Below are 24,299 nucleotides of genomic sequence, written 5' to 3'. Positions count from 1 at the left end.
ACGCGGATCCCGACCGCGCCCGCCCGCCGGTTCACGACCTGGACCGGCCTGGCAGCAACTGGACGAGCGCGGTCGCGGCCAGGCAGCAGGCGCCCGCCGTGGCGAGGCCGGCGACGAACGCGGCCGAGAAACGGGCCGTACCGAGGACGTCGTAGAAGACGACACCGACGACGGCGACGCCGATCGCCCCGCCGGACTGCAGCGCGGTGGAGATCACCCCGGCGGCGGAGGCGGCGTGCCGCGCCTCGACACCGTTCAGCGCGGTCGCGGGAAGCGGTGACATGACCAGGCCCATGCCGCAGCCGGCGAGGAGCAGCCCGGGGATGAGCCAGCCGATCCCGCCGCCGGTCGCCCCCGCGACGAGGGCCAGCAGCCCGTACCCGAGGGCCATGGTCAGCGCGCCGACGGCGAGGACCTGACGGCCGAGCCGGGCCGCGACCTGGACCGCCCGCGCGGAGGAGACGAAGTAGCCGGCGCCGAGCGCCAGGAAGATCAGGCCCGACTCCAGCGGCGACAGCCCGCGGCCCTGCTGGAGGTAGAGCGCGAGGATCAGGAAGAACGAGGCGACCGCCATCTGGCTGAGGACCGCGATCATGGCACCCACGCTGAACGCCCGGTGCCGGAACAGCCCGAGGTGGATCAGCGCGCGCTCACCGGCGCGCCGCTGGTACGCGGCGAAGCCGGCGAGGACGAACGGCGCCGCCGCCAGGGACAGCCAGGTCCACAGCGGCCAGCCCTCCTGGCGGCCCTCGACGAGCGGCAGCACGATCAGGACCAGCCCGGCGGTGACGAGAAGGGCGCCCCGCACGTCGAGCCGGGCCTTGGGCGCCCGCGACTCCGGCACCAGGCGCATCGCCACCGGCACCGCCACGAGCCCCACCGGAGCGTTGATCAGAAAGACGCTGCGCCAGCCGAGCCCGGCGATGTCGGCCTTGATGAGCAGGCCGCCGATGAGCTGGCCGAACACACCGCCGAACCCCATCGCCAGCCCGTACGCGTTGAAGGCCCGCGCCCGGCGCTCGCCGGTGTAGACGGTGCCCACGATGCCGAGCACCTGCGGCATGAGCATCGCCGCCGCCGCGCCCTGCGCGACGCGCGCCGCGACGAGGAACCCGGCGCTCGGCGCGAGCCCGCACGCGAGCGAGGCGAGCGTGAACAGGCTCAGCCCGAGCGTGTACATCCGGCGCCGGCCGTACAGGTCGCCGAGCCGTCCTCCGGTGATCAGCCCGGAGGCCAGCGCGAGCCCGAAGCCGGCGACGATGAACTGGATGGTGGCGGGCCCGGCGTGCAGGTCCCGCTGGGTGGCCGGGATCGCGACGTTGACGATGAAGAAGTCGAGGGTGGTGACGAAGGTCCCGGTGAGCAGAACGAGCAGCGTGCCCCATCCGGGTACGGCGCGAGCGTGGTCCCGCGCCGGTCTTTCGATGATCGCGGTGGTCATGCCGTAAGGTTCGCCGCCGCGGGTCATCCGGTCGATTACCTCACGGGTAAGGCGGATGCCCGCCGTCAGCGCTCAGCAGGCTCCCACCACACCAGGTTGGCGGCCGCCTGGGCCACCGGCTCAATGATCTCCCAGCCCTCGGCGATCAGCCCATCGTCGATCCGCCAGATATCGACGACGGCGATCTCCGGCCCGGCGTCGGGGAGCCGTCGCCGCGAGTGCATCACGACGTGATCACCGTCGGCCAGCAGGTGGTGGACCTCGACCCGCATACCGGCGAGCGGGGTGAGTGCCGCGTGAACGGCGGCGAGCCATTCCGCCTTGGTCGAGGAGGTCGAGTCCGGCCGGTGATGGACGAAGCCATCGCTCAGCAACGGTTCGAGCGCATCGGCGCTGCCCGTCTCGATCAGTTCCGCCAGTGCCCGTTGAACGATGCTCTTGTTGTCCGTGGTCATGGACGCAGTGTTTCCGCGGTCGCGACGGTTGTCGATGAAATCCGATTTCATGGCGTACGGCTCCACGATGAGTACTCTCGATGACCGTGCACACGGTCGGGGAACTCTTGCGGCAGTGGCGGCATCGCCGACGACTCAGCCAGCTCGATCTTGCGATCTCGGCCGACGTCTCGGCTCGTCACGTCAGCCTGGTCGAGACGGGCAAGTCCAACCCGAGCGCCGACATGGTTCTCCGGCTCGCCGACCGGCTCGATGTGCCGCTGCGTGAGCGCAACCGGCTGTTGCTCGCGGCCGGCTTCGCACCCCGGTACGCCGAGCGGCCACTCGATGACGACGGGCTGTCGGCGGCCCGGGGCGCGGTCGCGAGGGTGCTCCGCGCGCATGAGCCGTACCCGGCGTTGGCCTTCGATCGCCGATGGAACATCGTGATGACCAACCGCGCCGTCGAGCCGTTCTTCGCGGACGTCGATCCCGACCTGCTACGGCCGCCGATCAACCTGGTTCGGCTGGGACTGGACCCGCGCGGGTTCGCTCCTCTGGTCCTCAACCTGGCCGACGTGCGTGCGGTGTTCCGCTCCCGGATCAGACGTCAACTCGCCGTTGCTCCCGACGCCGAGCTCACCGCGCTCTATGAGGAACTGCTGGAGCCCGGCTCCGAGGACGCGTCGAGCCGATCGGTCGAATCCGATGTCGTGATCCCGATGATCCTTCACGTCGACGGACGACAGCTGCAGCTGTTCTCGACCATCACCACGTTCGGTACTCCGATGGACATCACCCTGGACGAGGTCGCGATCGAGTCGTACTACCCGATGGACGCGGAGAGCGCCGCCTACTTCGAGGAGTCCGTCGGTGACGTCAAGCCCCGGGCCGTGTCCTTCCGGGACCGGTCAGGGCTCACGGCGTGCCGGTCACGTCGTTGACCGGTGAGCGCGCCGGTTGCCCGGTCAGGACCCGTACGGCCTCTTCGGCGGCGATGCGCCGCACCGATGCGATGGCCTCCTCGGAGTAGTAGGCGGCGTGAGGCGTGATGATCACGTTGGGGAGCGTGAAGAGGGGGTTGCTCGGACGCCAGTCGCGCTGTTTCGCGGGTTCCTCCTCGATGTCGTCCAGTGCCGCGCCGGCGATCCACCCTTCGGTGAGTGCCTGGTAGATCGCGGTGTCCTGCACGATGGGTCCGCGTGCGGTGTTGATGAGGATGGCGGTCGGCTTCATTTTGCGAAGCGTCGCGCGGTCGAAGGTGTGGTGGGTCTGTGGGGTGAGCGGCGACTGGATCACCAGGTAGTCGGCGCCCTCCACGAGCTCGTCGAAGGACACCGGCCGCACCTGGCGCGAGCGCATCTCCGATTCGTCGAGGAACGGGTCGTGCGCCCAGACCTCGACGCCGAACGCCTGGGCGCGTTCGGCGATGAGCCGTGCGATGGCGCCGAAGGACAGCAGGCCGAACACCCGTCCCCGCAGCCGCCAGATCGGCCGCCCGGTCTTCCAGTGCCATTCGCCCAGCCGGGTCGCCCGGTCGTACTCGCAGATCTTGCGGGCGGCGGCGAGCCAGAGTGCGACGGCGTGATCGGCGACCTCGTCGGCGCACCAGTCGTTCGGGGCGTTCGTGACCTGGATGCCCCGTCGGGTCGCGGCGTCGACGTCGACGATGTCCACGCCCGTACCGTAGCGAGCGATCACCCGGCAACGGGTGAACGCGTCGATGGCGCGGGCGCCGACCCGCGCGTACTGGGTCAGGACGCCGTCGACGTCACGGCCCTTCTCGATCACCTCGTCCTCGCTCTTGCACTGGGCGGCGAGGAGCTTCAAGCCGGCGCCCTCGATGATCTCGCGTTCGATGTCCACGTCGCCGAAGTCGAAGTCGGCGATCAGGACCGTTCCGCCAGGGTCAGTGCGAGTCACGCGGAATCCCCTTGGTATGTACGAGATCCTGGTACGACACGGCGAGCTCCAGACAACCTCCGCTGTCCAGCTGCCCGACCGTGGAGCGGTAGATCTCCTGCCACGGTGTCTGGTTCTCCAGCGCGGGAGGTGTGTACTCGGCCCACCGCGCGGCGATCTCCTCCTCCGGCAGGAGGACGTCGACACGCGCGTTGTCCAGGTCGACGCGGATCCGGTCGCCGGTGCGCAGGATGGCGAGGTTGCCGCCGGCCGCGGCCTCGGGGCTGGCGTTGAGGATGGACGGTGCGTCCGACGTGCCGCTCTGCCGGCCGTCACCGAGCGTGGGCAGCGCGGTGACGCCCCGCTGGATCAGCGCGGCGGGCACCTCCATGTTCACCACCTCGGCCGATCCCGGATAGCCGATCGGCCCGGTGTAGCGGATGACGAGAACGCAGTCCTGGTCGATGCCCAGCTCGGGATCCTCGATATGGGCGTGGTAGTCCTCGGGCCCGTCGAAGACGATGGCGCGAAGCTCGAACACCGGCGGATCGCCGGGGCGCGGCAGATAGCGGGCCCGGAAGTCGTCGGTGACGACCGAGGTCTTCATGACCGCGGAGTCGAACAGGTTGCCGGACATGACGAGAAGCCCGCCCCGCGCGGCGACAGGGTCATGGCAGGGCCGGATGACCCGCGGGTCGGCGGGCGGGACGCCGTCGAGGTTCTCGGCCAGGGTACGGCCCGAGACCGTCATGGCGTCGCCGTGCAGGTGCCCCGCCGTCAGCAACGACCGCAGGACCGCGGGGACGCCGCCGGCGCGGTAGAAGTCCTCGCCGAGGAACTCCCCCGCCGGGGCGAGGTTCACCAGCACCGGGATGTCGGATCCGACCCGCTGCCAGTCCTGGTTGGACAGTGGCACCCCGACATGACGCGCGATGGCGTTGATGTGGATGGGCACGTTGGTCGACGCGGCGATGGCCGAGGCGCAGACGATCGCGTTCTCGAACGCCTGCCGGGTCATGACCTTGCGTGGGGTCAGGTCCTCGCGCACCATGGCCACCACCCGGTGGCCCGTGTCGTAGGCCATCTGCGCCCGCTCGCGGTACGGGGCCGGGATCGCCGCACAGCCGGGCAGGGACATTCCCAGGGCCTCGGCCAGACTGTTCATCGACAGCGCGGTGCCCATCGTGTTGCAGTGCCCGATGCTGGGCGCGGAGGCGGCCACGCGCGCCATGTACTCGTCGTAGTCGATCTGCCCGCCGGCGAGGAGCCGCTTCGACTGCCAGATCACCAGCCCCGAGCCCGTCCGCATGCCGTCGTGGTAGCCGTTGAGCATCGGCCCTCCGGACAGGACGATCGCCGGGATGTTCACCGTCGCCGCCGCGGTCAGGCACGCGGGCGTGGTCTTGTCGCAGCCGGTCGTCAGGACCACTCCGTCGAGCGGATATCCGTAGAGCACCTCGACCAGCCCGAGGTAGGCCAGGTTGCGGTCCAGCGCCGCGGTGGGGCGCTTGCCGGTCTCCTGCAGCGGATGGACGGGGAACTCGAACGGGATGCCACCGCCGTCGCGGATGCCGTCCCTGACCCGATCGGCGAGGGCGAGATGGTGCCGGTTGCACGGAACCAGGTCATTGCCCGTCTGGGCGATGCCGATGATCGGCCGGCCCGACTGGAGTTCGGCCGGGGTGAGGCCGTAGTTGAGGAAGCGCTCGAGGTACAGAGCCGTCATCTCCGGATTGCCCGCGTTGTCCCACCAGGCCTGGCTCCGCAGGCCTCCCGTGGTGCGCTTCGTCGGTGGCATGAGGTGCTCTCCTGGCCGGCCTACCCGAGTCCCCTACGGCGCCTTTACCCGGCGCCAACGCGCGAAAATCCGCGTGACCTGCGCAGATATGGCAAAGACCGGCGTTCCGCCGCGGCCAGGCCCTGCCTCCGGCGGTGGTCGTTTCACGCCGAGCAGGGTGCGTCTCGCCGCGGGGGAACCGGTCCGTTCGAGCCCGCCGGATACTCCTGAAGCGGGACGAGGTCCTTCGACCAGGCCGACAGCACCGGCGTTAGGACCCGCCATGACTCTTCGGCCTCGTCGGCGCGGACGGACAGGGCGGCGTCCCCCCTGAGTACGTCGAGCAGCACCTGGCCGTAGGCGGGCAGGTCCGGTGGGTCCATCCGTGCGGTCAGCGTGAGGGGTACCAGGGTCTGGGCGCGAGAACCGATGCCCATCAGGTCCATGGCGAGACCTTCCGGCTCGAGCCCGAATCGAAGCACGTCGGGCCGCGCCTCCCCGCTGTGGCCGAAGGGCAGGTGGGGTACGGGCCGGAAGCGCACCGCGACCTCCTTGCGGTCATGTCCGAGCGCCTTGCCGCTGCGAAGCCGGAAGACCGTTCCCGACCAGCGCGGGCTGTCCAGCTCCAGCTCCACCTCGGCGAAGGTCTCGGTGTGGTGCCCCGGGTCCACGCCCTCCTCGTCGGTGTAGGCGGGAACCGGGCGATCACCGATCCGGCCGGCCTTGTAGCGTGCGCGGCGGGTGCGGCGGACGGCGTCCTTCTCGGTGAGAGGCCGTACCGAGCGCAGCACATCGACCTTCCGGTCGCGCAGCTCGCGCTCGTCGAGGCTGATCGGCGGTTCCATGGCCACCAGGCACAGCAGCTGCAGCAGGTGGTTCTGCACCATGTCCTTGAGCGCCCCGACGCCGTCGTAGTAGCCGGCCCGGCCTTCCAGCGCGAGGGACTCATCCCAGACGATCTCCACCTCGGCGATGTGGACGCTGTTCCAGATGGGCGCCAGCATGCGGTTGGCCACCCGGCTGCCGAGCACGTTCTGGACGGTCGTCATGGCCAGGAAGTGGTCGACCCGGAACACCGCCTGCTCGGGTACGAGGTCGGCGAGCAGCCGGTTCAGCTCCACCGCGCCCTCCAGATCCTCCCCGAAGGGTTTCTCCAGCGCGATCCGGCTGCCCGGCGGCAGGCCCACGTCGTGCAGCGTGGTGACCGCGGCGGGGAAGACCGCCGGGGGAAGGGCGAGGTAGACGGCGACCGGCCCATCACCGGCGATGACCGACGCGACGTCGGCGGGGTCGGTGACATCGGCCCGCCGGTAACGGGTGCAAGCCACGATCGCCTTCCTCGCGTCGGCCGGCCAGGATGCGCCGTGCCGGTCGAGCCGGCCGGCCACCCAGTGCCGGAACCGCTCGCCGTCCCAGTCCTCCCGGCCGGCGCAGGTCAGCTGGAACCGGTCACCGAGGTGTCCCGCCGCTCGCAGCGCGGCCAGCGCCGGCAGCAGGTAACGCGCGCTGAGGTCACCCGTCGCGCCGAAGACGGCCAGCCGATTGATCATGCCGCACCCGCCTTCGCCCGCGCGAGGTTCACGCCGCTGGCGATGATTCCGATGTGGCTGAACGCCTGCGGGAAGTTGCCCATGAACTCGCCCGTGGACGGATCGATCTGCTCCGACAGCAGCCCGAGGGGGCTCGCCCGCGCGCACAGCGAGGCGTAGAGCTCCTCGGCCTCTTCGATCCTGCCTTGGCCGATCAGATTGTCGACGAGCCAGAAGCTGCACAGCAGGAAGGCACCCTCGTCGCCGGCGAGACCGTCCGGTGACTGATCATGCAGGTAGCGGTAGAGCAGGCCGCCGCCGGCCGACAGGCGCTCGGCGACGGCCGTCGTGGTCGCCACCATCCGGGGGTGATCGGCCGGGATGACCCGCCGCAGCGGAAGGGCGAGCAGGCTGGCGTCCAGGCTGCCGCCGCCGTTCAGATACACGCTCAGGGTCTGTGCTTCCTCGTCCCAGGACTGGTCCAGGATGAGCTGGCGGACCTTGTCGGCCTGGGCTCGCCACGCCGCGATCCGCCCGGGCAGGCCGAGCCGTTCACCGATCGCCGCGGCCCGGTCGAGAGCCACCTGGCACATCCCGGCCGAGTACGTGAACACCTGGCTCTCGCTGCGCACCTCCCAGATGCCCTGGTCCGGCTGCCGCCAGGAGCTCCCCGCGGCGTCGGCCAGCGCGGCCAGGTCGGCCCACAGCGTCGGCTGGAGCTCACCGCCGGAGCGCAGCCACTGGTCGGCGCAGTCCAGTATCTCGCCGTAGACGTCGTGCTGGCGCTGGTCGGCGGCGCCGTTGCCCCATCGCACCGGAGCAGAACGCCGGTAACCCTCCAACTCGAAGTCCTCGACCTCGCCCGGCACCGGATTGCCACCGAGGTCGTACATGATCCGCGGTCGCCCGCTCTGCTCGAACGCGTCCAGCACCCAGCCGAGGAAGGCGTCGGCCTCGCCGCCGAAACCGATGCGGCGCATGGCGAACACGGCGTAGGCCGCGTCGCGGATCCACGCGTAGCGGTAGTCCCAGTTACGGATCCCGCCGACGGGTGCGGGCAAGGAGGACGTGGGCGCCGCGACCAGCGAGCCGTTGGCCCAGTCGTCGCACATCTTCAAGGTGATCGCAGCACGCCGGACCAGTGGTTCGTCAGGGCCGCGGTAGCTGAAATGCGTCATCCAGCGGCGCCACGCCTCAGCGGTCTGCCGCAACATCGCCTCGGCGTCGAACCGATGGTGGCGATGGAAACGCCCCCAGGACAACACCAGGTCGAGGCGATCGCCCTGTTCCAGGTCGTGTGTGCTGGACAGGGCGGTCAGAGGGCGGTTGGAGCGCAGGTGCAGCCGGAGGTCCGGCCGCCGGGACGCTCGTACCTCCAGCCCGCTGAACAGCGCCCGGGCATGCCCGCCGCCGCGAGGCCTCACGTCCACCCGCAGACGGACGCTCCCGGACAGGACGACGGCCGAACGGACCAGTTCGGCCCGGTCGACGGGAGCGTCATCGGTGAGATCGGCGCCGGAGCGCAGGACCAGCGCGTCGGTGACCCGGACGACGCCGGTGGCGCTGCGCAGCTCGGTCGTCAGCACGCCGGTGTCCGGCTCGTAGCGCTGCCGGGCCTCCACCGGATCCTCCGGCGCCACCGTGAAGTGGCCGCCATGCGCGTGATCGAGCAGCCCGCAGAACAGCGGTTCGGAGTCGAAGCGGGGAAGGCACATCCACGGGATGGAACCGTCCAGGCCGACCAGCGCCGCCGTCGCGCCGTCCCCGATCAGGCCGAGATCCTCCAACGGCAGGTACCCGCCGCGCAGGTGAATCGGCCGGAATGATGGCTCGAGATCGAGCATGCCGCCTCGTTTCTGCCGAGCCGGAGCTCGGCGGTACTGCTTGATTCGGCAGGTCCAGGACACGAGCAGCGAATGTCCAAGGGCGGTCACGCACCCTCGGGCGCGGGCGCGCGGAGGGGTACGGCCCCGGACATGATCTTGTCCAGGTGCGCGAGGTCCTCCTTGCTCAGGCCGATGTCCAGGGCGCCGACCGTCTCCTCGAGATGGGCCCGGCGGCGGGAGCCGACGATGGCGACCTGCACCGCGGGGTGCGCCAGCACCCACGCCACGGCGAGCTGCCCGATCGTGGCGCCCCGCTCCTCGGCGAAGCGACGAAGCTCGCCGACCACCTGAAGGTTGCGGCGGAACGTCTCACCGGTGAAGTCGGGGCTGCCCGATCGCCAGTCGTTCGCGGGGAAGGTGGTGTTCTCGTCGAACCGGCCGCCCAGAAGCCCGTGCGCCAGCGGACCGTAGGCGAGCACGCCCACATCGTGCTCGGCGGCATAGGGCAGGGTGTCCACCTCGATGTCCCGGTGGAACAGGTGGTAGGGCGACTGCAACGCCTCGACCTGCCGTTCGGCCGAGAACGCGCGCATCTGCTCGGCGTCGAAGTTGGAGACGCCGACATGGTCGATCAGCCCCTCATCGACCATGCCCCACAAGGCCGCCGCGGTCTCCGCCGGCGGAGTCCTCGGGTCGGGCCAATGGACCTGGTACAGGTCGATGTGGTCGACTCCCAAAGCGTTCAGGCTCTCCTCCACGCCGCGCCGGATCCAGGCCGGGCTGGAGTCGCGGACCAGCGTCTCGCCGTCCATGCGCAGCCCGCCCTTGGTGGCGATCACCACCTGGTCCATCGCACCGGCGAAGGCCCTTCCCAGCAGCCGCTCCGCGGTCCCGAACCCGTATCCCTGTGCGGTGTCGAAGATGTTGATGCCCAGGTCACGGGCGTGAGAGATGCTCTCGATCGCCGCCCGCTCCTCGACCTCGCCCCACTCCCCGCCGAACTGCCACGTGCCGTAGGCGATCGGCGTGACCTGAAGCCCTGTGCGACCGAGCGCTACCGTCTCCATCTCTCGCCCCTCCGCAGACGCCGTCTACGTCGCCACCTACCCGATGTCGTCCAGGAACCTGTCTGACATGCGGAAACATGGCAAAGACGGTGCATGACCGCGTGAACCCGGGGCTGCGACGACCGGGTGGAGAGGCACCCCCTTACGCGACACGCCGTCGTCAGGGCGCGTCGATTACCTCTCCCGGAAGCGAGGACGCCTCGCCAGGTGAGGTTTCGAAGGTTTCAGCCGGCGGATTCCAGTGCCTTGCCCGGCGGCGTCTTCCCCTTCGGCGGAGTCGTGACCGGCGGGGTCTCTACCGGCGGCTTGCCGCTCGACCCGGCGCCCGGCTTGTCCGTCGCCGGCATCTTCGGCCGTAGCACTGGTTTTGCGGGTGCCGAGGACACCGGCGAGCGCTGTGGGGTGCGGGGCGCGGGAGACGGGGAGCCGAAGTTCCTGTCCGATCCGATCAGGGCGGGCGGCGGGAAGGTCCGGACCGGCAGGCCGGACTCGGCGTTCTTGGTGACGGACCCCCAGATCTCGGCCGGTACGTCCGCGCTGCTCCGCTGGGGCGCATCGCCGATGTTGACCACCGGCCGGTTGCTGGCGCGGTAGACGGCGACCGCGGTGGAGATGTCCGGCGTGTAACCGCAGAACCAGCCCGCCGCGTTGTGGTCCGTGGTGCCGATCGTGCCCGCCGCCGGCCGGCCCGGCACGACCTGACGGGGTCCCTTCTTGCCGTCATACAGCAGCGCCGTCTGCAGGGCGTAGGTGACGTCGGCGGCGACCGCCGGCGGGAACGCCGCCCGCGTGCGCGGCCGCACGGTGAGCAGCTCCTTTCCCGACCGGTCCGTCACCTTGGCGAGGATGTGCGGCGCGGCGTAGGTGCCGTTCACCAGCGCGGCGTACGCCGCCGCCTGGTCGACGGCGTGCACCCCCGACGGCGGAAGGCGGCCGGGCAGCCCGACACGCGTCGCCCCGGACGCCCCCACCTTCGCGCCGAGCCGGGAGAAGACGGTGGCGTAGGAGCGGGTGGTCGCGGTGAGCAGGTCGGCGGACTCGACCTTGGCGTCACCGTCGTTGACCACCGAGCCGGCCGGGGTCGCGGCGAACGTGCTGCGCAGCCCGATCCCGGCCCGCAGGCCGGTCGCCAGGACGAAGGGCGAGAAGGACGATCCCGGCGGCAGCGCGGCGAGGAAGGCGTTGTCGTACTGGTGGGTGAGGTAGTCGCGGCCACCGTAGGCGGCGATGATCTCGCCGGTGCCGGGCCGTACCGAGGCCACGCCGACCTCCAGGTCCTTGTCGGTGCCGGTAGCGCGGGCGACCTCCTCCGGCAGCGCCGCCTGAATCCGCGGGTCGATGGTGGTGGTCACGCGCAGGCCACGCCGGTAGATCTGGTCGTCGTCGAAGCCGTGGTCGTGCAGTTCGGCGATGACGCGTTCGATGAGGTAGCCCCGCTGGCCGGCGTACGTCGGCTCGGTGTGCGCCGGGGCGATGCTCGGGAACGCGGGCAACGGCCCTCTGGGCAGCACGCCCGTGCTCATCATCCCGTTGATCACGTAGCGCCAGCGTGCCCGGGTCTCCGCCGTGTGCCCGAGCGCCGGGTCGAGGTAGGAGGGTGCCTGGATCAGCCCGGCCAGCAGGGCGCCCTCGGCGGGGGTCAGCGCACCGGCGTTCTTGCGGAAGTATGCCTGCGAGGCGGCCTGGATCCCGTACGCGCCCCGGCCGAAGTACACCGTGTTGAGGTACTGCTCCAGGATCCAGTCCTTGGACCGGGCGCGGCTGAGCTTGACCGCGATGAACAGCTCCTTCACCTTGCGGGACATCGTCTGTTCGGGGTTGAGGTAGGCCACCTTGACGTACTGCTGGGTGATGCCGGAACCGCCCTGAGTGTCCCCGCCGGAGACCGCCGCCCAGCTCGCCCGCGCCAGCCCACTCGGCGAGACGACCGGGTCGTGGTAGAAACCGCGCTCCTCGGCGGCGAGTACGGCGCCGCGCACGTACGGCGGCACGTCCCGCAGCGGCACGGCCACCCGGTTCAGCTGCCCGACCTGGGCCAGCGTGGAGCCGTCGCGGTAGGTGAACATGCTCGCCTGGGCCTGCGCGGCGGCGTTGACCGGCGGCAGCTTGGTCCGTGAGTACATGATGCCCACCGCCACGCACAGGGCCCCGAAGCCGAAGGCCAGGACGTACAGCCCGCGCCGGACCAGCCGCCACCGCCGGCGGCCCTTCGGGAGCCGTCGCCGTCCCTTCGGAAGCCGTCGCCGTCCCTTCGGAAGCCGTCGTCGTCCCTTCGGAAGTCGTCGTCCCATGTCGATCAAGCCTTGGCGCGGGACGTCCGGCCGGCGTCGCAACAGCGTCACGCTTTCCGGAAAATGTCCGGGTTTTGTGACGTACGGCCGAGGGCCCGGCGGTCGCCCGATAATGGGGCGATGGCCGCCATTCTTCTCGTCGAGGACGACCCCTCGGTCCGTACGGGCCTGGAGCTCGCCCTCACCCGCCAGGGGCACTCGGTCACCGCGTGCGCGACCGGCGAGGAGGGCCTGGAGCACGCGCGGGCACGCCGGCCGGAGATCGTCATCCTGGACGTGATGCTGCCCGGCGTCGACGGGTTCGAGGTCTGCCGCCGCGTCCGGCGGACCGACCAGATGCCGATCATCTTGCTGACCGCCCGCAGCGACAACCTCGACGTGGTCATCGGGCTGGAGGCGGGCGCGGACGACTATGTGATCAAGCCGGTCGAGCCCGCCGTGCTGGACGCCCGCATCCGCGCCGTCCTGCGGCGGGCCGTGGGCGGCGCCGGCGACCGGTCCACCTACGGCGACCTCGTCATCGACCGCGGTGCGCTGCGGGTTTCGCGGGCGGGCGCGGACGTGCACCTGACCCCGACCGAGCTGCGGTTGCTGCTCGAACTGACCCGCCACCCGGGACAGGTGCTCAGCCGGCGGCACCTGCTGCGGGAGGTGTGGGACCACGGGTACGCCGGCGACTCCCGGCTCGTCGACGCCACCGTGCAGCGGCTCCGCGCCAAGGTCGAGGCGGACGCCTCCGCACCCGCGTTCATCCAGACGGTCCGCGGGTTCGGCTACCGGTTCGTCGCCTCGTGATCACCGGACTGCGGGGGCGGATGTTCGCCTCGTTCATCGTCGCGTGCCTGGCCTCGACCGCGTTCGTGGCCGGCATCGGTTATGTCCTGGTCCGCAGGGCCGTCCTGCAGCGGGCCCAGGACACCGTGCTCGTGGAGACCCGGGACACGCTCGCCCGCGTCGTGCCCGGCACGCTCGCCGACCCGGTGCCGGGCGACACGCTGCGCGACGTCGCCCAGGCCCTCGTACGGCCCGACCGCGCCGTGGTCGTCACCGCCGGCGACGACACGGTGAGCGTCGGGGAGTTCGGCGTCCGGGACGTGCCGCCGTCGCTCGTCAGCCGGGCGGAGTACGGCCTGTACTTCCAGCGCGTCGAGCTGCGCCGCACTCCGTGGCTGGTGGTCGCCACCCGCGTCTACACCGCCGACCGGGGGTCCTCCCCGCTGTCGGTGTATGTGTTCGCCTCGCTCGCCAAAGAGCGTGCCGATCTCGACGGCATCCAGCGGGCGCTCATCCGCGCGGGCGCCCTCACGCTCCTGCTGGCGCTGGTCCTGGCCGTGCTGCTCGGGCAGAGCGTGCTCCGGCCGCTGCGCCGCCTCGGCCGGGCCGCCCGTACCCTCGGCACCGGTGACCTCGGCGCGCGCGTCGAGGTGCGCGGCCGCGACGAGCTCGCCGACGTCGCCCGCGCGTTCAACGAGAGCGCCGCGTCCCTGGAGTTCACCGTGCACGAGCTGCGCCGGTTGGAGGCGGGCGCGCGGCGGTTCGCCGCCGACGTGTCGCACGAGCTGCGCACCCCCATCGCGGCGATGACCGCCGTCACGGACGTGCTGGAGGAGGACGCCGCGGACCTGCCGGCCGACACGGGCACGGCGGCCCGGCTCATCGCCGGCCAGACCCGGCGGCTGAACGCGCTCGTGGAGGACCTGCTGGAGATCAGCCGGATGGACGCCGGCACGGCGCAGCTCGTCCTGGACGAGGTGCCGCTCGCCGACCTGGTCCGCGAGTGCGTGACGACACGCGGCTGGGCCGACCAGATCGTCGTCGAGGTACCGCCGGACCTGCGGGTCCGCCTGGACCCCCGCCGCTTCGACGTCATCCTCGCCAACCTGATCGGCAACGGGCTGTCGCACGGAGCGCCGCCGGTGCGCGTCATCGCCCGGTCCGGTCCGCCCGGAGTGGAGGTACGCGTGATCGACCAGGGCAAGGGCATCCCCGAGGAGCTGCTGCCGAAGGTGTTCGACCGGTTCTTCAAGGCGGACCCGGCCCGTCCCGCGAGCCAGGGCAGCGGCCTCGGCCTCGCCATCGCACAGGCCAACGCGGCCCTGCACGGCGGCGGCATCGAAGCCGCCAACGCGCCGGGCGGCGGCGCCGTCTTCACCGTGTGGATTCCCGCGTGAGGCGCCTGGTCGCGGGCCTGCTGACGCTCCCGCTGCTGGCGGGCTGCGGCGTGCGCCCCACCGGGGTCGTGTACGCGGGTGAGCCCCCGGTCGCCACCGCCTCGGCGTCGTCGCGGTCCCAGGTCTTCTTCCTGCTCCGCGGGTTCCCGTTCCCGGTCGGCCGCGCGGTCAGCCCCTGGGACGCCCAGCAGGTCTTCGACGAACTGCTGCGCGGGCCCACCTCGGCCGAGCGCGCGAAGGGCCTGACCACGGAGCTGACCGGGATCAAGCAGATCACAGTCCGCGATCTCGGCGGCCGGGCGCTTTTCATCGAGACGGTGCCGCGCATGCCCAAGCTCCTGGAGCCGGCGTACACGCAGATCTACTGCACCGGGCTCATGCTGCCCGAACGACCTTCGGTGAAGGTGGCCCTGACAGACGCCGCGGGTTACCCGAGCCCCGACTGCTCCGGCGCGGCGGGCTCACCCGGCGGCGCGGCTCCGATGCCCTCGCCCACGGAGTGACGCCTGAAGTGCCCCGAATCGACAGACCCGGCGGCTCGTCCTCGGTGAAACCGAGGCCGGAGACTGGAGGGAACCGCCTCTCAGGTAGTGATCGCCGGGGCGGGCACCATCCGGAGTCGCCGGCGCCTCGGTCGCGGGCCGATTCCAGCAGGCGCCTGGGACACCGCGAGAGTTGAGCACTCCTACTCATGCGGGCCGGCTCGCGCGAGCGGACGATGTGGGCATGAGCACAACGGTCAGATCAAGTACCACGGCCGCGTTCCTGGTTCAGGCGGCCATCTCGTTCGGAGTGTCGTTGGCGGCCTGCGTGATCGGCATCGCCTATCTGCCGGTCGGCGGATGGATCAGGGCGTTTCTGGCACTCGCGCTGCTGTACGCGGTGACGTCCACGTTCACGCTCGCCAAGTGCGTTCGGGACCGGCTGGAGACGGCCACTTTCGTGGGGCGTGTGGATCAGGCCCGGCTGGACAAGCTGCTGGCCGAACACGACCCGTTCAAGGTCGACACGTGACGCCGGACACCCGCGTCGGTCAGGAGTCGACCCAGCCGCGGTCGCGAGCCAGCTCCAGCAGGTGCCTGCGCAGCTGGAGGATCTGCTCGCCGGTGAGGCTGGGCACGCGGAGGAGCACTTCGGTGACGTCCTGGGTGAACTCGCCCGCCGACAGCACGTCGCACAGCTCGTCGGCGTCGGAGAGGTCCCCGCGCCGGGCCGGCGGGGCGGACTGCCTCACGAGGCGCACGGTGGACGCCTTGAGCCCCCGGTCGCCCTCGGAGATGTCGAACTCGACCCTGGCTCCGACCTTGAACAGTGACTTGTCCGCCATGAGGTCGTTGGCGTGTACGAAAACGTCCTCGCCGCCGCCTTCCGGCGCGATGAATCCGTAGCCGCGAACCTCGTCGAACCGCACAATGCTTCCAGCCGCCACCGCATAACCTCGTTATCCGCACTTACTCCCCATCAATGCGCAGCCATGCTACCTCTCCTTGTGCGCACCCCTACACTAGAATGACGTTCTAAAAACACGCTTCCGCGATCACGGAGGGGCCGATGGGCGGCGAGTTGAAGGTCACGTGCGATCCTGCGGATGTCGGCCTCGATGCCGGGCGGCTGCGCCGCATCGACTCCCACTTCGCCCCGTACGTCGACGACGGGCGCCTGCCGGGCTGGCTGACCCTGGTCAGCCGCCGCGGCGAGATCGCCCACCTGTCGGCGTACGGCGCGCGTGACCTGGGCTCCGGCACGCCGGTCGAGACCGACACCCTCTTCCGCATCTACTCGATGTCGAAGCCGATCACCTCGGTCGCGGCGATGATGCTGTACGAGGAGGGCGCCTTCGAGCTGACCGATCCGATCAGCCGCTTCCTCCCGGCCTTCACCGACATGCGGGTGTACGAGAAGGGCACGGCGGAGGCCCCCATCACCCGTCCCGCCGCCGAGCCGATCCGCGTCTGGCACCTGCTCAGCCACACGTCCGGGCTCGTGTACGGGTTCCAGCGCGTCAGCGTGGTCGACGAGCTGTACCGCGCGGCCGGCTTCGACCGTACGACGCCGCGCGGCCTCGACCTGGCCGGCGCCGTCGACCGGCTGGCCGGGCTCCCCCTGCTCTTCGAGCCCGGCTCGCAGTGGAACTACTCCATGGCGACCGACGTCCTGGGGCGGCTGGTCGAGGTGGTGTCCGGGCAGCCGCTGGACCGCTTCTTCGCCGATCGGATCTTCGGCCCGCTCGGGATGACCGACACCGGCTTCCACGTCGGCGCGGACGACGCGGAGCGGATGGCGTCGCTGTACTACGCGGGCCCCGACGGCCGCGCCACGCTGCTCGACATGGGCGACAGCGCCTTCCGGCCGCCGCTCGCGCTGTCGGGCGGCGGAGGCCTGATCTCCAGCGCGGCCGACTACCACCGGTTCTGCCAGATGCTGCTGCGCGGCGGCGAGCTGGACGGCGTACGGCTGCTGAGCCCGCGCACGGTGGCGTACATGACGCGCAACCACCTGCCGGGCGGCGCCGACCTGGAGGAGTTCGACCGCCCGGTGTTCGCCGAGGTCTCCTACGCGGGCATCGGCTTCGGCCTGGGCTTCGCCGTCGTGGAGGACGCGGCGAGGACGAAGTCGCTGACGTCGAAGGGCGAGTACAACTGGGGCGGCGCGGCGAGCACGGCGTTCTGGGTCGACCCGGCCGAGGAGCTGACGGTGGTCTTCTTGACCCAGCTGCTGCCCTCGAACGCCCATCCGATCCGCACCCGGCTGAGGCAGCTGGTCTACCAGGCCATCGTCGACTGAGCCGGGCGTCACGGCGCGGTGCGCGTCTCGCTGCGGAAGCTACTGCCCAGCTCGGGGCCGAGGCCGAAGTAGTGACGGAAGTTGTAGATCAGCGGGCTCCACCGCGCCGGGTCGACGTGCTGGGTGCCCGGCACGATGAGCCGGGGGTCGGCGTGGACCCGCAGGACGGTCGCCTCCACGATGAGGAACGCGCCCGCGGTGTCGGTCCGTACATCGGCGGCGCGGGCCTCCAGCTGGATCGGGCACTCCGCGACGCGCGGCGGCCGGACCAGGTCGGCGGGCAGCGGACGCAGCCCGGCGGCCTCGAACTTGGCCGGCTCGTACCGGAACGTGCCCTGCTTGTGCGCGGGAACGGGGTCGTGTCCGGTCAACGGCGCCAGCCGTTCGACGGCCGGCCAGTGTTCGGGCGCCGGCAGGTTGATCACGAGCTCGGGGCGCGCGAGCAGGTTGCGCGCGCTCTGGCCGTGCACGCCGAGGCCGAGGACCACCGTCTGGCCGAGCGCCCAGGCCGACGACATCGGCGCGAGGTTGGCCGTGCCGTCCTCGTTCTCGGTGCTGAGCAGCACGACGGGCGTCCCGAAGTACAGGATGCTCGGCGTGATGACCTGGTGTTCGGCGGCAGCGGCCACGGGAGTCTCCATGGGCCGAGACCGTAGCCGCGAATCATTTCGACACCGGTCGAATCATCAGCGCCGTGAGCGACGAGCGCAGGCCTGGCCCTGGGCCAGCAGGGCGCGCATCTGCAGCACGGCGTGGGCCGGGTTGCGCAGCGGGGTGGGGAAGGGCAGGCGCACGTCGCGGTGGCCGCCCGCCCGGCGCAGGCGCAGGACGACACCGTAGCGGTCGAGCCGCAGCGGGTCCACGCGGATCACGCCGAGCAGGAACCGGCGGTCGACCAGCTGGGCCAGCAGCTCGACGGCGTCCCCGTGGGCGTCGGCGAGGTGGATGAGCAGCTCCGCCTCGGTCGCGGCGAGCGGGTCCGGCTCGGCGGCGGCCAACTCGTCCATCGTCGGCTCGTACCGCCGTCCGTCGTGCCGGAGCTCGGCGGTCGCCGTCGCGAAGCACAGCGCCTCCGCGCTCGCGCCCGGACGGTCGAAGCTCAGCCGGCCGCCCAGCAGCACCCGGGCGCGAACCCGGTCGGGCACCGAAACCGGCGCGACGTCGGTGAACTCCAGCGAGGCCGCCAGGTCACCACCCGGCGCCCGGACGATCTCCGCGCCCACGTGGCTCTCGGCCGGCACGTTGAGCAGCAGGCGGCCGGGGGTCTCCAGCGCGTGCAGGCCGACGAGGTCGACGCGGTGCGCCGCGGTCGTCAGGGTCAGGGACCGGGCCGCGGCGAGCACGGAACGGACCAGCTCGGCGGGGGTCGGTTCCGCGATGGGCGCCGCGAGGTGATCGGTGGCGGACATCCAGCCTCCCTAAGTAAGGTAAGGCTAACCTTAGTCGAGGAAAGGCCGTTCGTGAACACCTCGCGCCCGGCATCACACTCTGGTCTCCGTGCGCTCGAGCCCACCGGCGAGGTTCACCCTCGATGCGAAGCGGCCCGCTCGTCCGAGTGTGTCGCGAGGTAGTCGGCGAAGGTGATCCGGCCGTCGGCGTGGTCGGGCGCCCGGTGGTAGCCGGCCCGGAAGGCGCCGAAGACCTTGCCCGGCAACCGGAACGGCACGATCGGGCGACGGCGTCCGGTCGCCTTCAGGTAGGTCCTGGCCATGTCCGTGAGCCGCAGGACCTGCGGGCCGCCCATGTCGGCCACGCGCCCGGCGGGTTCGGCCATGGCGAGGTCGGCGAACCGGGCGGCCACCTCCGACACGTCCACCGGCTGGAAGCTCAGGTCCGGCACCGGCATCAGCGGAATCCGCGCGAGCGTCGCGAGCAGCATGCGGATCAGGTCGTGGAACTGAGTGGCGCGCAGGATCGTGTACGGAACACCCGACTGCTCCACGATCCGTTCCGCGGTCAGCTTGGTCCGGTAGTACCGGAGCGGATTCCGGTCCACGCCGACGATCGAGATGTACAGCAGATGCGACACATGGGCGTCGGCCGCGGCCTTGACCAGCCTGCGGTCCATGTCGACGTTTCCGGGCGCGGAGGCGCAGTGCACCACCACATCCACCCCGTCGAGCGCGGCCGTGAGCCCCGCGCCGGTCTTCCAGTCCACGGTGAACAGCCCGGGCCCGCTACGCCGGCTGACGACGCGGACCTCATGTCCGGCCTGCCGGAGCCGGCCGACCACGAGCGTGCCGAGCCGCCCGGTGCCGCCGGTCACAAGAAAGGTCTTCCTCATGCCCCCAAGACAGCACAGCCGGTGAGAACGTGACATGACCCGTTTTGAAGAAATCCGGGGAGGCGGTGTCGGGTCGGGGCGGTGGTGTTCGTAGCAGGGGTGAGACCGTCCACAGGGGGCGGCGCCAAGGCAGAGGAATCGCGACATGAAGCTGACGACCGTGACTCAGGTCACCCTCGACGGAGTGATGCAGGGAAACGGCGGCGCGTCGGATGAGGACCGCAGGAGCGGATTCGAGCGCGGCGGATGGGCCCTGGGGAAGGGCGACGACGAGACCCACGCGTTCATCAACCAGACCTACCGGCGCGCCGAGGCGTTCCTGTTCGGGCGGCGGACCTACGAGCTGTTCGCCGGTTCGTGGGGGACCCTTACGGTCCAGGATGTCCCTGCCTGGAAGTCCGTCGTGGAAGCGTTGAACACACGGCCCAAGTACGTCGCGTCGACCACGCTCACCGATCCGTCGTGGGGGGACACGACCGTCCTGTCCGGAGACGTGGCGGCCGCCGTCCGGAAGCTGAAGGCCGAGTCGGGGGGTGAGCTGCAGGTACACGGCAGTGGCACCCTGACCCGGTGGCTGCTGGGAAACGATCTGGTCGACGAGATGACTCTGATCACCGTCCCGGTGGTCGTCGGCCAGGGCGCGCGGTTGTTCCCCGACGCGGGCCCGGATCTCGCACTCGACCTGGTCGAGTCGCGCGTCGACTCCAAGGGCGTGACGATCCAGGTCTACCGGCCGGCCGGGCGCCCGCAGTACGCGCCAACGGCTTGACGTCCCTGACCACCGAACCACGCTGTCTTGACACAACAGGAGATGATCTTCATGCAGTACCTGGTTTCCGTGATCGATGACAAGAGCAATCCCGGCAGCACGGACAGGCAGCCCGCCATCAGCGCGTTCAACGAACGACTGATCGCCGAGGGCCACTGGGTCTTCGCGGGCGGACTCGCGGACACCGACGCGGCCACGGTCATCGACAACCGGGGCGAGCAGCCGGTGTTCAGCGACGGGCCTTTCGTGGAGTCGAAGGAGTACCTCGCCGGCGTCTGGGTGTGGGAGGCCCCCGATCTGGATGTGGCGCTCAAGCTCGCCGCCGAGGCGTCGAAGGTCTGCGATCGGAAGATCGAGGTGCGGCCGTTCCTGTGAACGAAGTCGACGTCCGCGAGGCGATCACCCGGGCCCACCACGAGGAGTGGGCGCGGGTGGTCGCCTCCCTGACCAGGCGTTTCGGCGACCTCGACATCGCCGAGGAGGCGGCGGCCGAGGCGTTCGCGACCGCCGTCGAGCGGTGGCCGGCCGACGGCGTACCGCCCAACCCCGGCGGCTGGCTGACCACCACCGCGGGCCGCAAGGCCATCGACCGGATCCGCCGCGAGAACAAGCGCGACGACAAGCACAAGGAGGCTCGGCTGGTGTACGACGACGACCCGCCTTCGCCTGTCGGCGCCATCGACGACGACCGGCTCCGGCTGATCTTCACCTGCTGTCACCCGGCGCTGGCGATGCAGACCCGCGTCGCGCTGACGCTGCGCATGGTCGGCGGTCTGACCGTGCCCGAGATCGCCCGCGCCTACCTGGTGCAGGAGACCGCCATGGAGCGGCGGATCACCCGTGCGAAGGCCAAGATCAAGGCGGCCCGCATCCCGTACCGGGTGCCGTCCGTGGAGGATCTGCCGGCACGCGTGTCCGGCGTGCTCGCCGTGCTCTTTCTCGTCTTCAACGAGGGTTACCTGGCCACCGGCCCCGACACCGACTCGGTACGTCATGAGCTGACCGCCGAGGCGATCCGGCTCACTCGCCTGATCCGCGCCCTCCTGCCGGACGACGGTGAGGTGGCCGGGCTGCTGGCGCTGATGCTCCTCATCGAGGCCCGCCGCCCCGCCCGGGTCTCGGCCGGCGGCGAACTGGTCCCCCTGGCCGAGCAGGACCGTGGCGCCTGGGACACGACGCTGATCGCCGAGGGCCACCGGCTGGTGCGCGAGCGCCTCGCCGCTGCCGCCGCCGGACTCGCTCCGGGCCGCTACCAGATCCTCGCCGCGATCAACGCCGTGCACACCTCCGCCCGCGACATGCGCGACACCGACTGGTCGCAGATCCTCGCCCTCTACGACCAGCTCATCCGCCTCGACCCCTCGCCGATCATCGCCCTCAACCGGGCCATCGCGGTCGCCGAACTCGACGGCCCGGACGTGGCACTGGCCATCGTTGACCGCCTCGCCGAGGCGTTGACCGGCTATCACGCCTACCACGCCACCCGCGCCGACCTACTGCGCCGGCTGGGCCACAGCCGGCGGTCACGCACGGCCTACGACAAAGCCATCGAACTGGCGGGCAACCCCGCCGAGACCGCCTACCTCACCCGCCGCCGCGACCAACTGCAGTACTGACCCGCCAGGTCAGCGCGGGGACCGGGGAAGAGAAGCACCGAGATGCACTTCAGAGCTTTAATCAAGCCGATAAAGAAGCCATTCACCAGCGGTTTGATCTCTTGACGGGCCTGTTTTCCGCATGTTTAATCACGCCATGAATTAAGCCCCGGACCGTGTGGAGACCCAGGGCCCCGCCAGAGCCGCTCGGGTCTCCACTCCCCCTCAGGAGACGATCCATGAGATCTCTGTCCCTCCCCCGCGTCGCCACGGTCCTCTGGGCCGTGGTCGTCGCACTCACCGTCGTGTTCGTCGCACCGCCCCGGCCCGCGCACGCCGCGGACACGCTGCTCTCCCAGGACAAACCCGCCACCGCCTCCTCCACCGAGAACGCCGGCACCCCCGCCTCCGCCGCCGTGGACGGCGACACCGGCACCCGCTGGTCCAGCGCCTTCAGCGATCCCCAGTGGCTCCAGGTCGACCTCGGCGCCTCCGCCACCGTCAGCCGGGTCGTCCTCAACTGGGAGACCGCGTACGCCACCGCGTACCAGATCCAGGTGTCGTCGGACGGCTCCAACTGGAGCACCGTCTACTCCACGACCAGCGGCACCGGCGGCACGCAGACGCTGACGGTCAGCGGCACCGGCCGCTACGTCCGCATGTACGGCACCGCCCGGCACACCCAGTACGGCTACTCGCTGTGGGAGTTCCAGGTGTACGGCTCCGGCGGCGGCACCACGCCACCGCCGACCGGCGGCGGTGACCTCGGGCCGAACGTCAAGGTCTTCGACCCGTCGATGTCGAGCGGCAGCATCCAGAGCCAGCTCGACTCGGTCTTCAGCCAGCAGGAGAGCAACCAGTTCGGCTCGCAGCGGTACGCGCTGCTGTTCAAGCCGGGCAGCTACAACGTCAACGCCAACATCGGCTTCTACACCTCGATCGCCGGCCTGGGCCGGAACGTCGACGACGTGAACATCAACGGCGGGGTCACCGTCGACGCGGGCTGGTTCAACGGCAACGCCACGCAGAACTTCTGGCGCTCGGCGGAGAACCTGTCGATCACCCCGTCCGGCGGGTACGACCGCTGGGCGGTGGCGCAGGCGGCGCCGTTCCGGCGCATGCACGTCCGCGGCGACCTCAACCTCGCCCCGACCGGGTACGGCTGGGCCAGCGGCGGGTACATCGCCGACTCCAAGATCGACGGCACCGTCCAGCCGTACTCCCAGCAGCAGTGGCTCACCCGGGACAGCCAGATCGGCGGCTGGCTCAACGGGGTCTGGAACATGGTCTTCTCCGGGGTGGTCGGCGCGCCCGCGCAGAGCTTCCCCAACCCGCCGTACACCGTGCTGGCCAACAGCCCGGTGACCCGGGAGAAGCCGTACCTGTACGTCGACGGCGCCGGCAACTACAACGTGCTCGTGCCGAGCCTGCGCACGAACTCGCGCGGCACGACCTGGGCGAGCGGCTCGACCCCCGGCACGTCGATCCCGCTGAGCCAGTTCTACGTCGCCCACTCCGGTGACAGCGCCGCCACCATCAACGCCGCGCTGAACTCGGGGCTGAACCTGCTGTTCACGCCCGGCGTCTACCACGTCAGCCAGACGATCAACGTGACGCGGGCGAACACCGTCGTGCTCGGGCTCGGGTACGCCACGATCGTGCCGGACGGCGGCGTGACGCCCATGTCGGTCGCCGACGTCGACGGCGTGAAGCTCGCCGGTCTGCTGTTCGACGCCGGGACGACCAACTCGCCGGTGCTGCTCCAGGTCGGCCCGAGCGGCTCGTCGGCGAGCCACGCGAGCGACCCGACCTCGATCCAGGACGTCTTCTTCCGCATCGGCGGCGCCGGGGCGGGCAAGGCGACCAACAGCCTCGTCGTGAACAGCGCCAACACCATCATCGACCACATCTGGGCCTGGCGCGCCGACCACGGCAGCGGCGTCGGGTGGACCACCAACACCGCCGACACCGGCCTCATCGTGAACGGCGCGAACGTCACGGCGTACGGCCTGTTCGTCGAGCACTACCAGAAGTACAACGTCGTCTGGAACGGCCAGGGCGGTAAGACGATCTTCTTCCAGAACGAACTGCCGTACGACCCGCCGAACCAGGCCGCCTACATGAACGGGAGCACCCGCGGCTACGCCGCCTACAAGGTGGCCGACAACGTCACCAGCCATGAGGGCTGGGGCCTGGGCAGCTACTGCAACTTCGACGTCGATCCCTCGATCGTCGATGAGCACGGCTTCGAGGTGCCGAACAACTCCGGAGTGCGGTTCCACGACCTGCTCACGGTGTCGCTCGGCGGCAAGGGCATCATCAACCACGTGATCAACAGCACCGGTGCCGCCGCGCAGGGCACCGACACGGTCCCGGTGAACATCACCAGTTTCCCCTGATCAAAGCGCCGTGTTTCAATGGGCCGGAAC

General features: G+C 70.7%; 22 protein-coding genes. 10 read left to right on the top strand and 12 right to left on the bottom strand.

What is annotated here, in order from left to right; genetic code table 11:
• Positions 1 to 31: 31 nt before the first annotated feature.
• Together OG417_RS11655 and OG417_RS11650 are read right to left on the bottom strand one after the other, a co-directional pair.
• A complete protein-coding gene (locus OG417_RS11655) occupies positions 32 to 1,441 on the bottom strand; it encodes an MFS transporter (RefSeq protein ID WP_329253992.1) in 1,410 nt (469 codons plus the stop codon).
• A gap of 65 nt (positions 1,442 to 1,506) precedes the next feature.
• Positions 1,507 to 1,962, bottom strand: a complete 456-nt coding sequence (locus OG417_RS11650; protein WP_329253989.1) for a nuclear transport factor 2 family protein — start codon at positions 1,960 to 1,962, stop codon at positions 1,507 to 1,509.
• A 14-nt stretch (positions 1,963 to 1,976) separates the two neighbouring features.
• Here OG417_RS11650 and OG417_RS11645 point away from each other — a divergent pair, with 14 nt between their 5' ends.
• Complete coding sequence (locus tag OG417_RS11645) at positions 1,977 to 2,819, top strand: helix-turn-helix domain-containing protein (protein WP_329253986.1); 843 nt, start codon at positions 1,977 to 1,979, stop codon at positions 2,817 to 2,819.
• Here the strand turns inward: OG417_RS11645 and OG417_RS11640 are convergent.
• The 6 genes from OG417_RS11640 to OG417_RS11615 all read right to left on the bottom strand — a co-directional run bounded on the left by OG417_RS11640 (position 2,794) and on the right by OG417_RS11615 (position 12,267).
• A complete protein-coding gene (locus OG417_RS11640; protein ID WP_329253983.1) occupies positions 2,794 to 3,798 on the bottom strand; it encodes a C-terminal binding protein in 1,005 nt (334 codons plus the stop codon). The genes OG417_RS11645 and OG417_RS11640 overlap by 26 nt on opposite strands.
• The gene (locus tag OG417_RS11635; RefSeq protein WP_329253980.1) at positions 3,785 to 5,575 is read right to left on the bottom strand and encodes an IlvD/Edd family dehydratase; all 1,791 of its coding nucleotides are present in this window, start codon (positions 5,573 to 5,575) and stop codon (positions 3,785 to 3,787) included. The genes OG417_RS11640 and OG417_RS11635 overlap by 14 nt, the downstream gene beginning before the upstream one ends.
• A 143-nt stretch (positions 5,576 to 5,718) precedes the next feature.
• The gene (locus OG417_RS11630; protein WP_329253977.1) at positions 5,719 to 7,104 is read right to left on the bottom strand and encodes a glucose-6-phosphate dehydrogenase; all 1,386 of its coding nucleotides are present in this window, start codon (positions 7,102 to 7,104) and stop codon (positions 5,719 to 5,721) included.
• Positions 7,101 to 8,927 carry a glycoside hydrolase family 15 protein gene (locus tag OG417_RS11625; protein WP_329253973.1) on the bottom strand — a complete coding sequence of 609 codons (1,827 nt, stop codon included), beginning with the start codon at positions 8,925 to 8,927 and terminating at the stop codon, positions 7,101 to 7,103. Before OG417_RS11625 ends, OG417_RS11630 begins: the two co-directional genes overlap by 4 nt.
• A gap of 86 nt (positions 8,928 to 9,013) precedes the next feature.
• Positions 9,014 to 9,976, bottom strand: a complete 963-nt coding sequence (locus OG417_RS11620; protein WP_329253970.1) for an aldo/keto reductase — start codon at positions 9,974 to 9,976, stop codon at positions 9,014 to 9,016.
• 224 nt (positions 9,977 to 10,200) lie between these two features.
• Positions 10,201 to 12,267: a transglycosylase domain-containing protein gene (locus OG417_RS11615; protein WP_329253967.1), complete on the bottom strand. Its 2,067-nt coding sequence runs from the start codon at positions 12,265 to 12,267 to the stop codon at positions 10,201 to 10,203.
• Positions 12,268 to 12,387: 120 nt separating this feature from the next.
• Here OG417_RS11615 and OG417_RS11610 point away from each other — a divergent pair, with 120 nt between their 5' ends.
• The 4 genes from OG417_RS11610 to OG417_RS11595 all read left to right on the top strand — a co-directional run bounded on the left by OG417_RS11610 (position 12,388) and on the right by OG417_RS11595 (position 15,452).
• Positions 12,388 to 13,062, top strand: a complete 675-nt coding sequence (locus OG417_RS11610; RefSeq protein ID WP_329253963.1) for a response regulator transcription factor — start codon at positions 12,388 to 12,390, stop codon at positions 13,060 to 13,062.
• Positions 13,059 to 14,438, top strand: coding sequence for a sensor histidine kinase (locus OG417_RS11605; RefSeq protein WP_329253960.1), 1,380 nt, complete (start codon positions 13,059 to 13,061; stop codon positions 14,436 to 14,438). Before OG417_RS11610 ends, OG417_RS11605 begins: the two co-directional genes overlap by 4 nt.
• Entirely contained in the window at positions 14,435 to 14,941 is a 507-nt protein-coding gene (locus OG417_RS11600; RefSeq protein WP_329253957.1) for a hypothetical protein, read from the top strand. Before OG417_RS11605 ends, OG417_RS11600 begins: the two co-directional genes overlap by 4 nt.
• A 223-nt stretch (positions 14,942 to 15,164) precedes the next feature.
• Positions 15,165 to 15,452, top strand: a complete 288-nt coding sequence (locus tag OG417_RS11595; RefSeq protein ID WP_329253955.1) for a YiaA/YiaB family inner membrane protein — start codon at positions 15,165 to 15,167, stop codon at positions 15,450 to 15,452.
• Positions 15,453 to 15,471: 19 nt separating this feature from the next.
• Here the strand turns inward: OG417_RS11595 and OG417_RS11590 are convergent, their stop codons facing one another.
• The gene (locus OG417_RS11590; RefSeq protein WP_329253952.1) at positions 15,472 to 15,867 is read right to left on the bottom strand and encodes a cold-shock protein; all 396 of its coding nucleotides are present in this window, start codon (positions 15,865 to 15,867) and stop codon (positions 15,472 to 15,474) included.
• A 122-nt stretch (positions 15,868 to 15,989) separates the two neighbouring features.
• On the opposite strand from OG417_RS11590, the gene OG417_RS11585 reads away from it, so the two are divergent.
• Positions 15,990 to 17,222, top strand: a complete 1,233-nt coding sequence (locus tag OG417_RS11585) for a serine hydrolase domain-containing protein (RefSeq protein ID WP_329253949.1) — start codon at positions 15,990 to 15,992, stop codon at positions 17,220 to 17,222.
• An 8-nt stretch (positions 17,223 to 17,230) separates the two neighbouring features.
• On the opposite strand, the gene OG417_RS11580 is transcribed toward OG417_RS11585, so the two are convergent.
• From OG417_RS11580 to OG417_RS11570, 3 genes are all read right to left on the bottom strand, one after another.
• Positions 17,231 to 17,863: a flavin reductase family protein gene (locus OG417_RS11580; protein ID WP_329253946.1), complete on the bottom strand. Its 633-nt coding sequence runs from the start codon at positions 17,861 to 17,863 to the stop codon at positions 17,231 to 17,233.
• Between the two features lie 45 nt (positions 17,864 to 17,908).
• Positions 17,909 to 18,631, bottom strand: coding sequence for a DUF2470 domain-containing protein (locus OG417_RS11575; RefSeq protein ID WP_329253943.1), 723 nt, complete (start codon positions 18,629 to 18,631; stop codon positions 17,909 to 17,911).
• 113 nt (positions 18,632 to 18,744) lie between these two features.
• Entirely contained in the window at positions 18,745 to 19,506 is a 762-nt protein-coding gene (locus tag OG417_RS11570) for an SDR family oxidoreductase (protein ID WP_329253940.1), read from the bottom strand.
• 145 nt (positions 19,507 to 19,651) lie between these two features.
• Between OG417_RS11570 and OG417_RS11565 the strand changes: the two genes are divergently transcribed.
• From OG417_RS11565 to OG417_RS11550, 4 genes are all read left to right on the top strand, one after another.
• On the top strand, positions 19,652 to 20,275 hold the full coding sequence (locus OG417_RS11565) for a dihydrofolate reductase family protein (protein ID WP_329253937.1): 624 nt from the start codon (positions 19,652 to 19,654) through the stop codon (positions 20,273 to 20,275).
• 51 nt (positions 20,276 to 20,326) lie between these two features.
• The gene (locus tag OG417_RS11560; protein ID WP_329253934.1) at positions 20,327 to 20,650 is read left to right on the top strand and encodes a YciI family protein; all 324 of its coding nucleotides are present in this window, start codon (positions 20,327 to 20,329) and stop codon (positions 20,648 to 20,650) included.
• Positions 20,647 to 21,891 (top strand): RNA polymerase sigma factor, encoded by a 1,245-nt coding sequence (locus tag OG417_RS11555; RefSeq protein WP_329253931.1) that lies wholly within the window; start codon positions 20,647 to 20,649, stop codon positions 21,889 to 21,891. The genes OG417_RS11560 and OG417_RS11555 overlap by 4 nt, the downstream gene beginning before the upstream one ends.
• Positions 21,892 to 22,109: 218 nt before the next feature.
• Positions 22,110 to 24,269, top strand: a complete 2,160-nt coding sequence (locus tag OG417_RS11550; protein WP_329253928.1) for a discoidin domain-containing protein — start codon at positions 22,110 to 22,112, stop codon at positions 24,267 to 24,269.
• The last annotated feature ends 30 nt before the right edge of the window (positions 24,270 to 24,299 follow it).

The organism is Actinoallomurus sp. NBC_01490 (assembly GCF_036227085.1).
GTDB lineage: Bacteria > Actinomycetota > Actinomycetes > Streptosporangiales > Streptosporangiaceae > Actinoallomurus > Actinoallomurus oryzae.
The sequence above is the reverse complement of the archived record's forward strand: the minus strand, read 5'-3'. Positions and strand labels throughout refer to the sequence as shown.

Bases quoted from the DNA above. Each gene is read 5' to 3' on its own strand.
- OG417_RS11575 (WP_329253943.1), bottom strand. From the start codon at position 18,631: ATGTCCGCCACCGATCACCTCGCGGCGCCCATCGCGGAACCGACCCCC.
- OG417_RS11630 (WP_329253977.1), bottom strand. From the start codon at position 7,104: ATGATCAATCGGCTGGCCGTCTTCGGCGCGACGGGTGACCTCAGCGCG.
- OG417_RS11625 (WP_329253973.1), bottom strand. From the start codon at position 8,927: ATGCTCGATCTCGAGCCATCATTCCGGCCGATTCACCTGCGCGGCGGG.
- OG417_RS11580 (WP_329253946.1), bottom strand. From the start codon at position 17,863: ATGGAGACTCCCGTGGCCGCTGCCGCCGAACACCAGGTCATCACGCCG.
- OG417_RS11645 (WP_329253986.1), top strand. From the start codon at position 1,977: ATGACCGTGCACACGGTCGGGGAACTCTTGCGGCAGTGGCGGCATCGC.
- OG417_RS11595 (WP_329253955.1), top strand. From the start codon at position 15,165: ATGAGCACAACGGTCAGATCAAGTACCACGGCCGCGTTCCTGGTTCAG.
- OG417_RS11635 (WP_329253980.1), bottom strand. From the start codon at position 5,575: ATGCCACCGACGAAGCGCACCACGGGAGGCCTGCGGAGCCAGGCCTGG.
- OG417_RS11550 (WP_329253928.1), top strand. From the start codon at position 22,110: ATGAGATCTCTGTCCCTCCCCCGCGTCGCCACGGTCCTCTGGGCCGTG.
- OG417_RS11570 (WP_329253940.1), bottom strand. From the start codon at position 19,506: ATGAGGAAGACCTTTCTTGTGACCGGCGGCACCGGGCGGCTCGGCACG.
- OG417_RS11560 (WP_329253934.1), top strand. From the start codon at position 20,327: ATGCAGTACCTGGTTTCCGTGATCGATGACAAGAGCAATCCCGGCAGC.
- OG417_RS11565 (WP_329253937.1), top strand. From the start codon at position 19,652: ATGAAGCTGACGACCGTGACTCAGGTCACCCTCGACGGAGTGATGCAG.
- OG417_RS11610 (WP_329253963.1), top strand. From the start codon at position 12,388: ATGGCCGCCATTCTTCTCGTCGAGGACGACCCCTCGGTCCGTACGGGC.
- OG417_RS11585 (WP_329253949.1), top strand. From the start codon at position 15,990: ATGGGCGGCGAGTTGAAGGTCACGTGCGATCCTGCGGATGTCGGCCTC.
- OG417_RS11620 (WP_329253970.1), bottom strand. From the start codon at position 9,976: ATGGAGACGGTAGCGCTCGGTCGCACAGGGCTTCAGGTCACGCCGATC.
- OG417_RS11655 (WP_329253992.1), bottom strand. From the start codon at position 1,441: ATGACCACCGCGATCATCGAAAGACCGGCGCGGGACCACGCTCGCGCC.
- OG417_RS11615 (WP_329253967.1), bottom strand. From the start codon at position 12,267: ATGGGACGACGACTTCCGAAGGGACGACGACGGCTTCCGAAGGGACGG.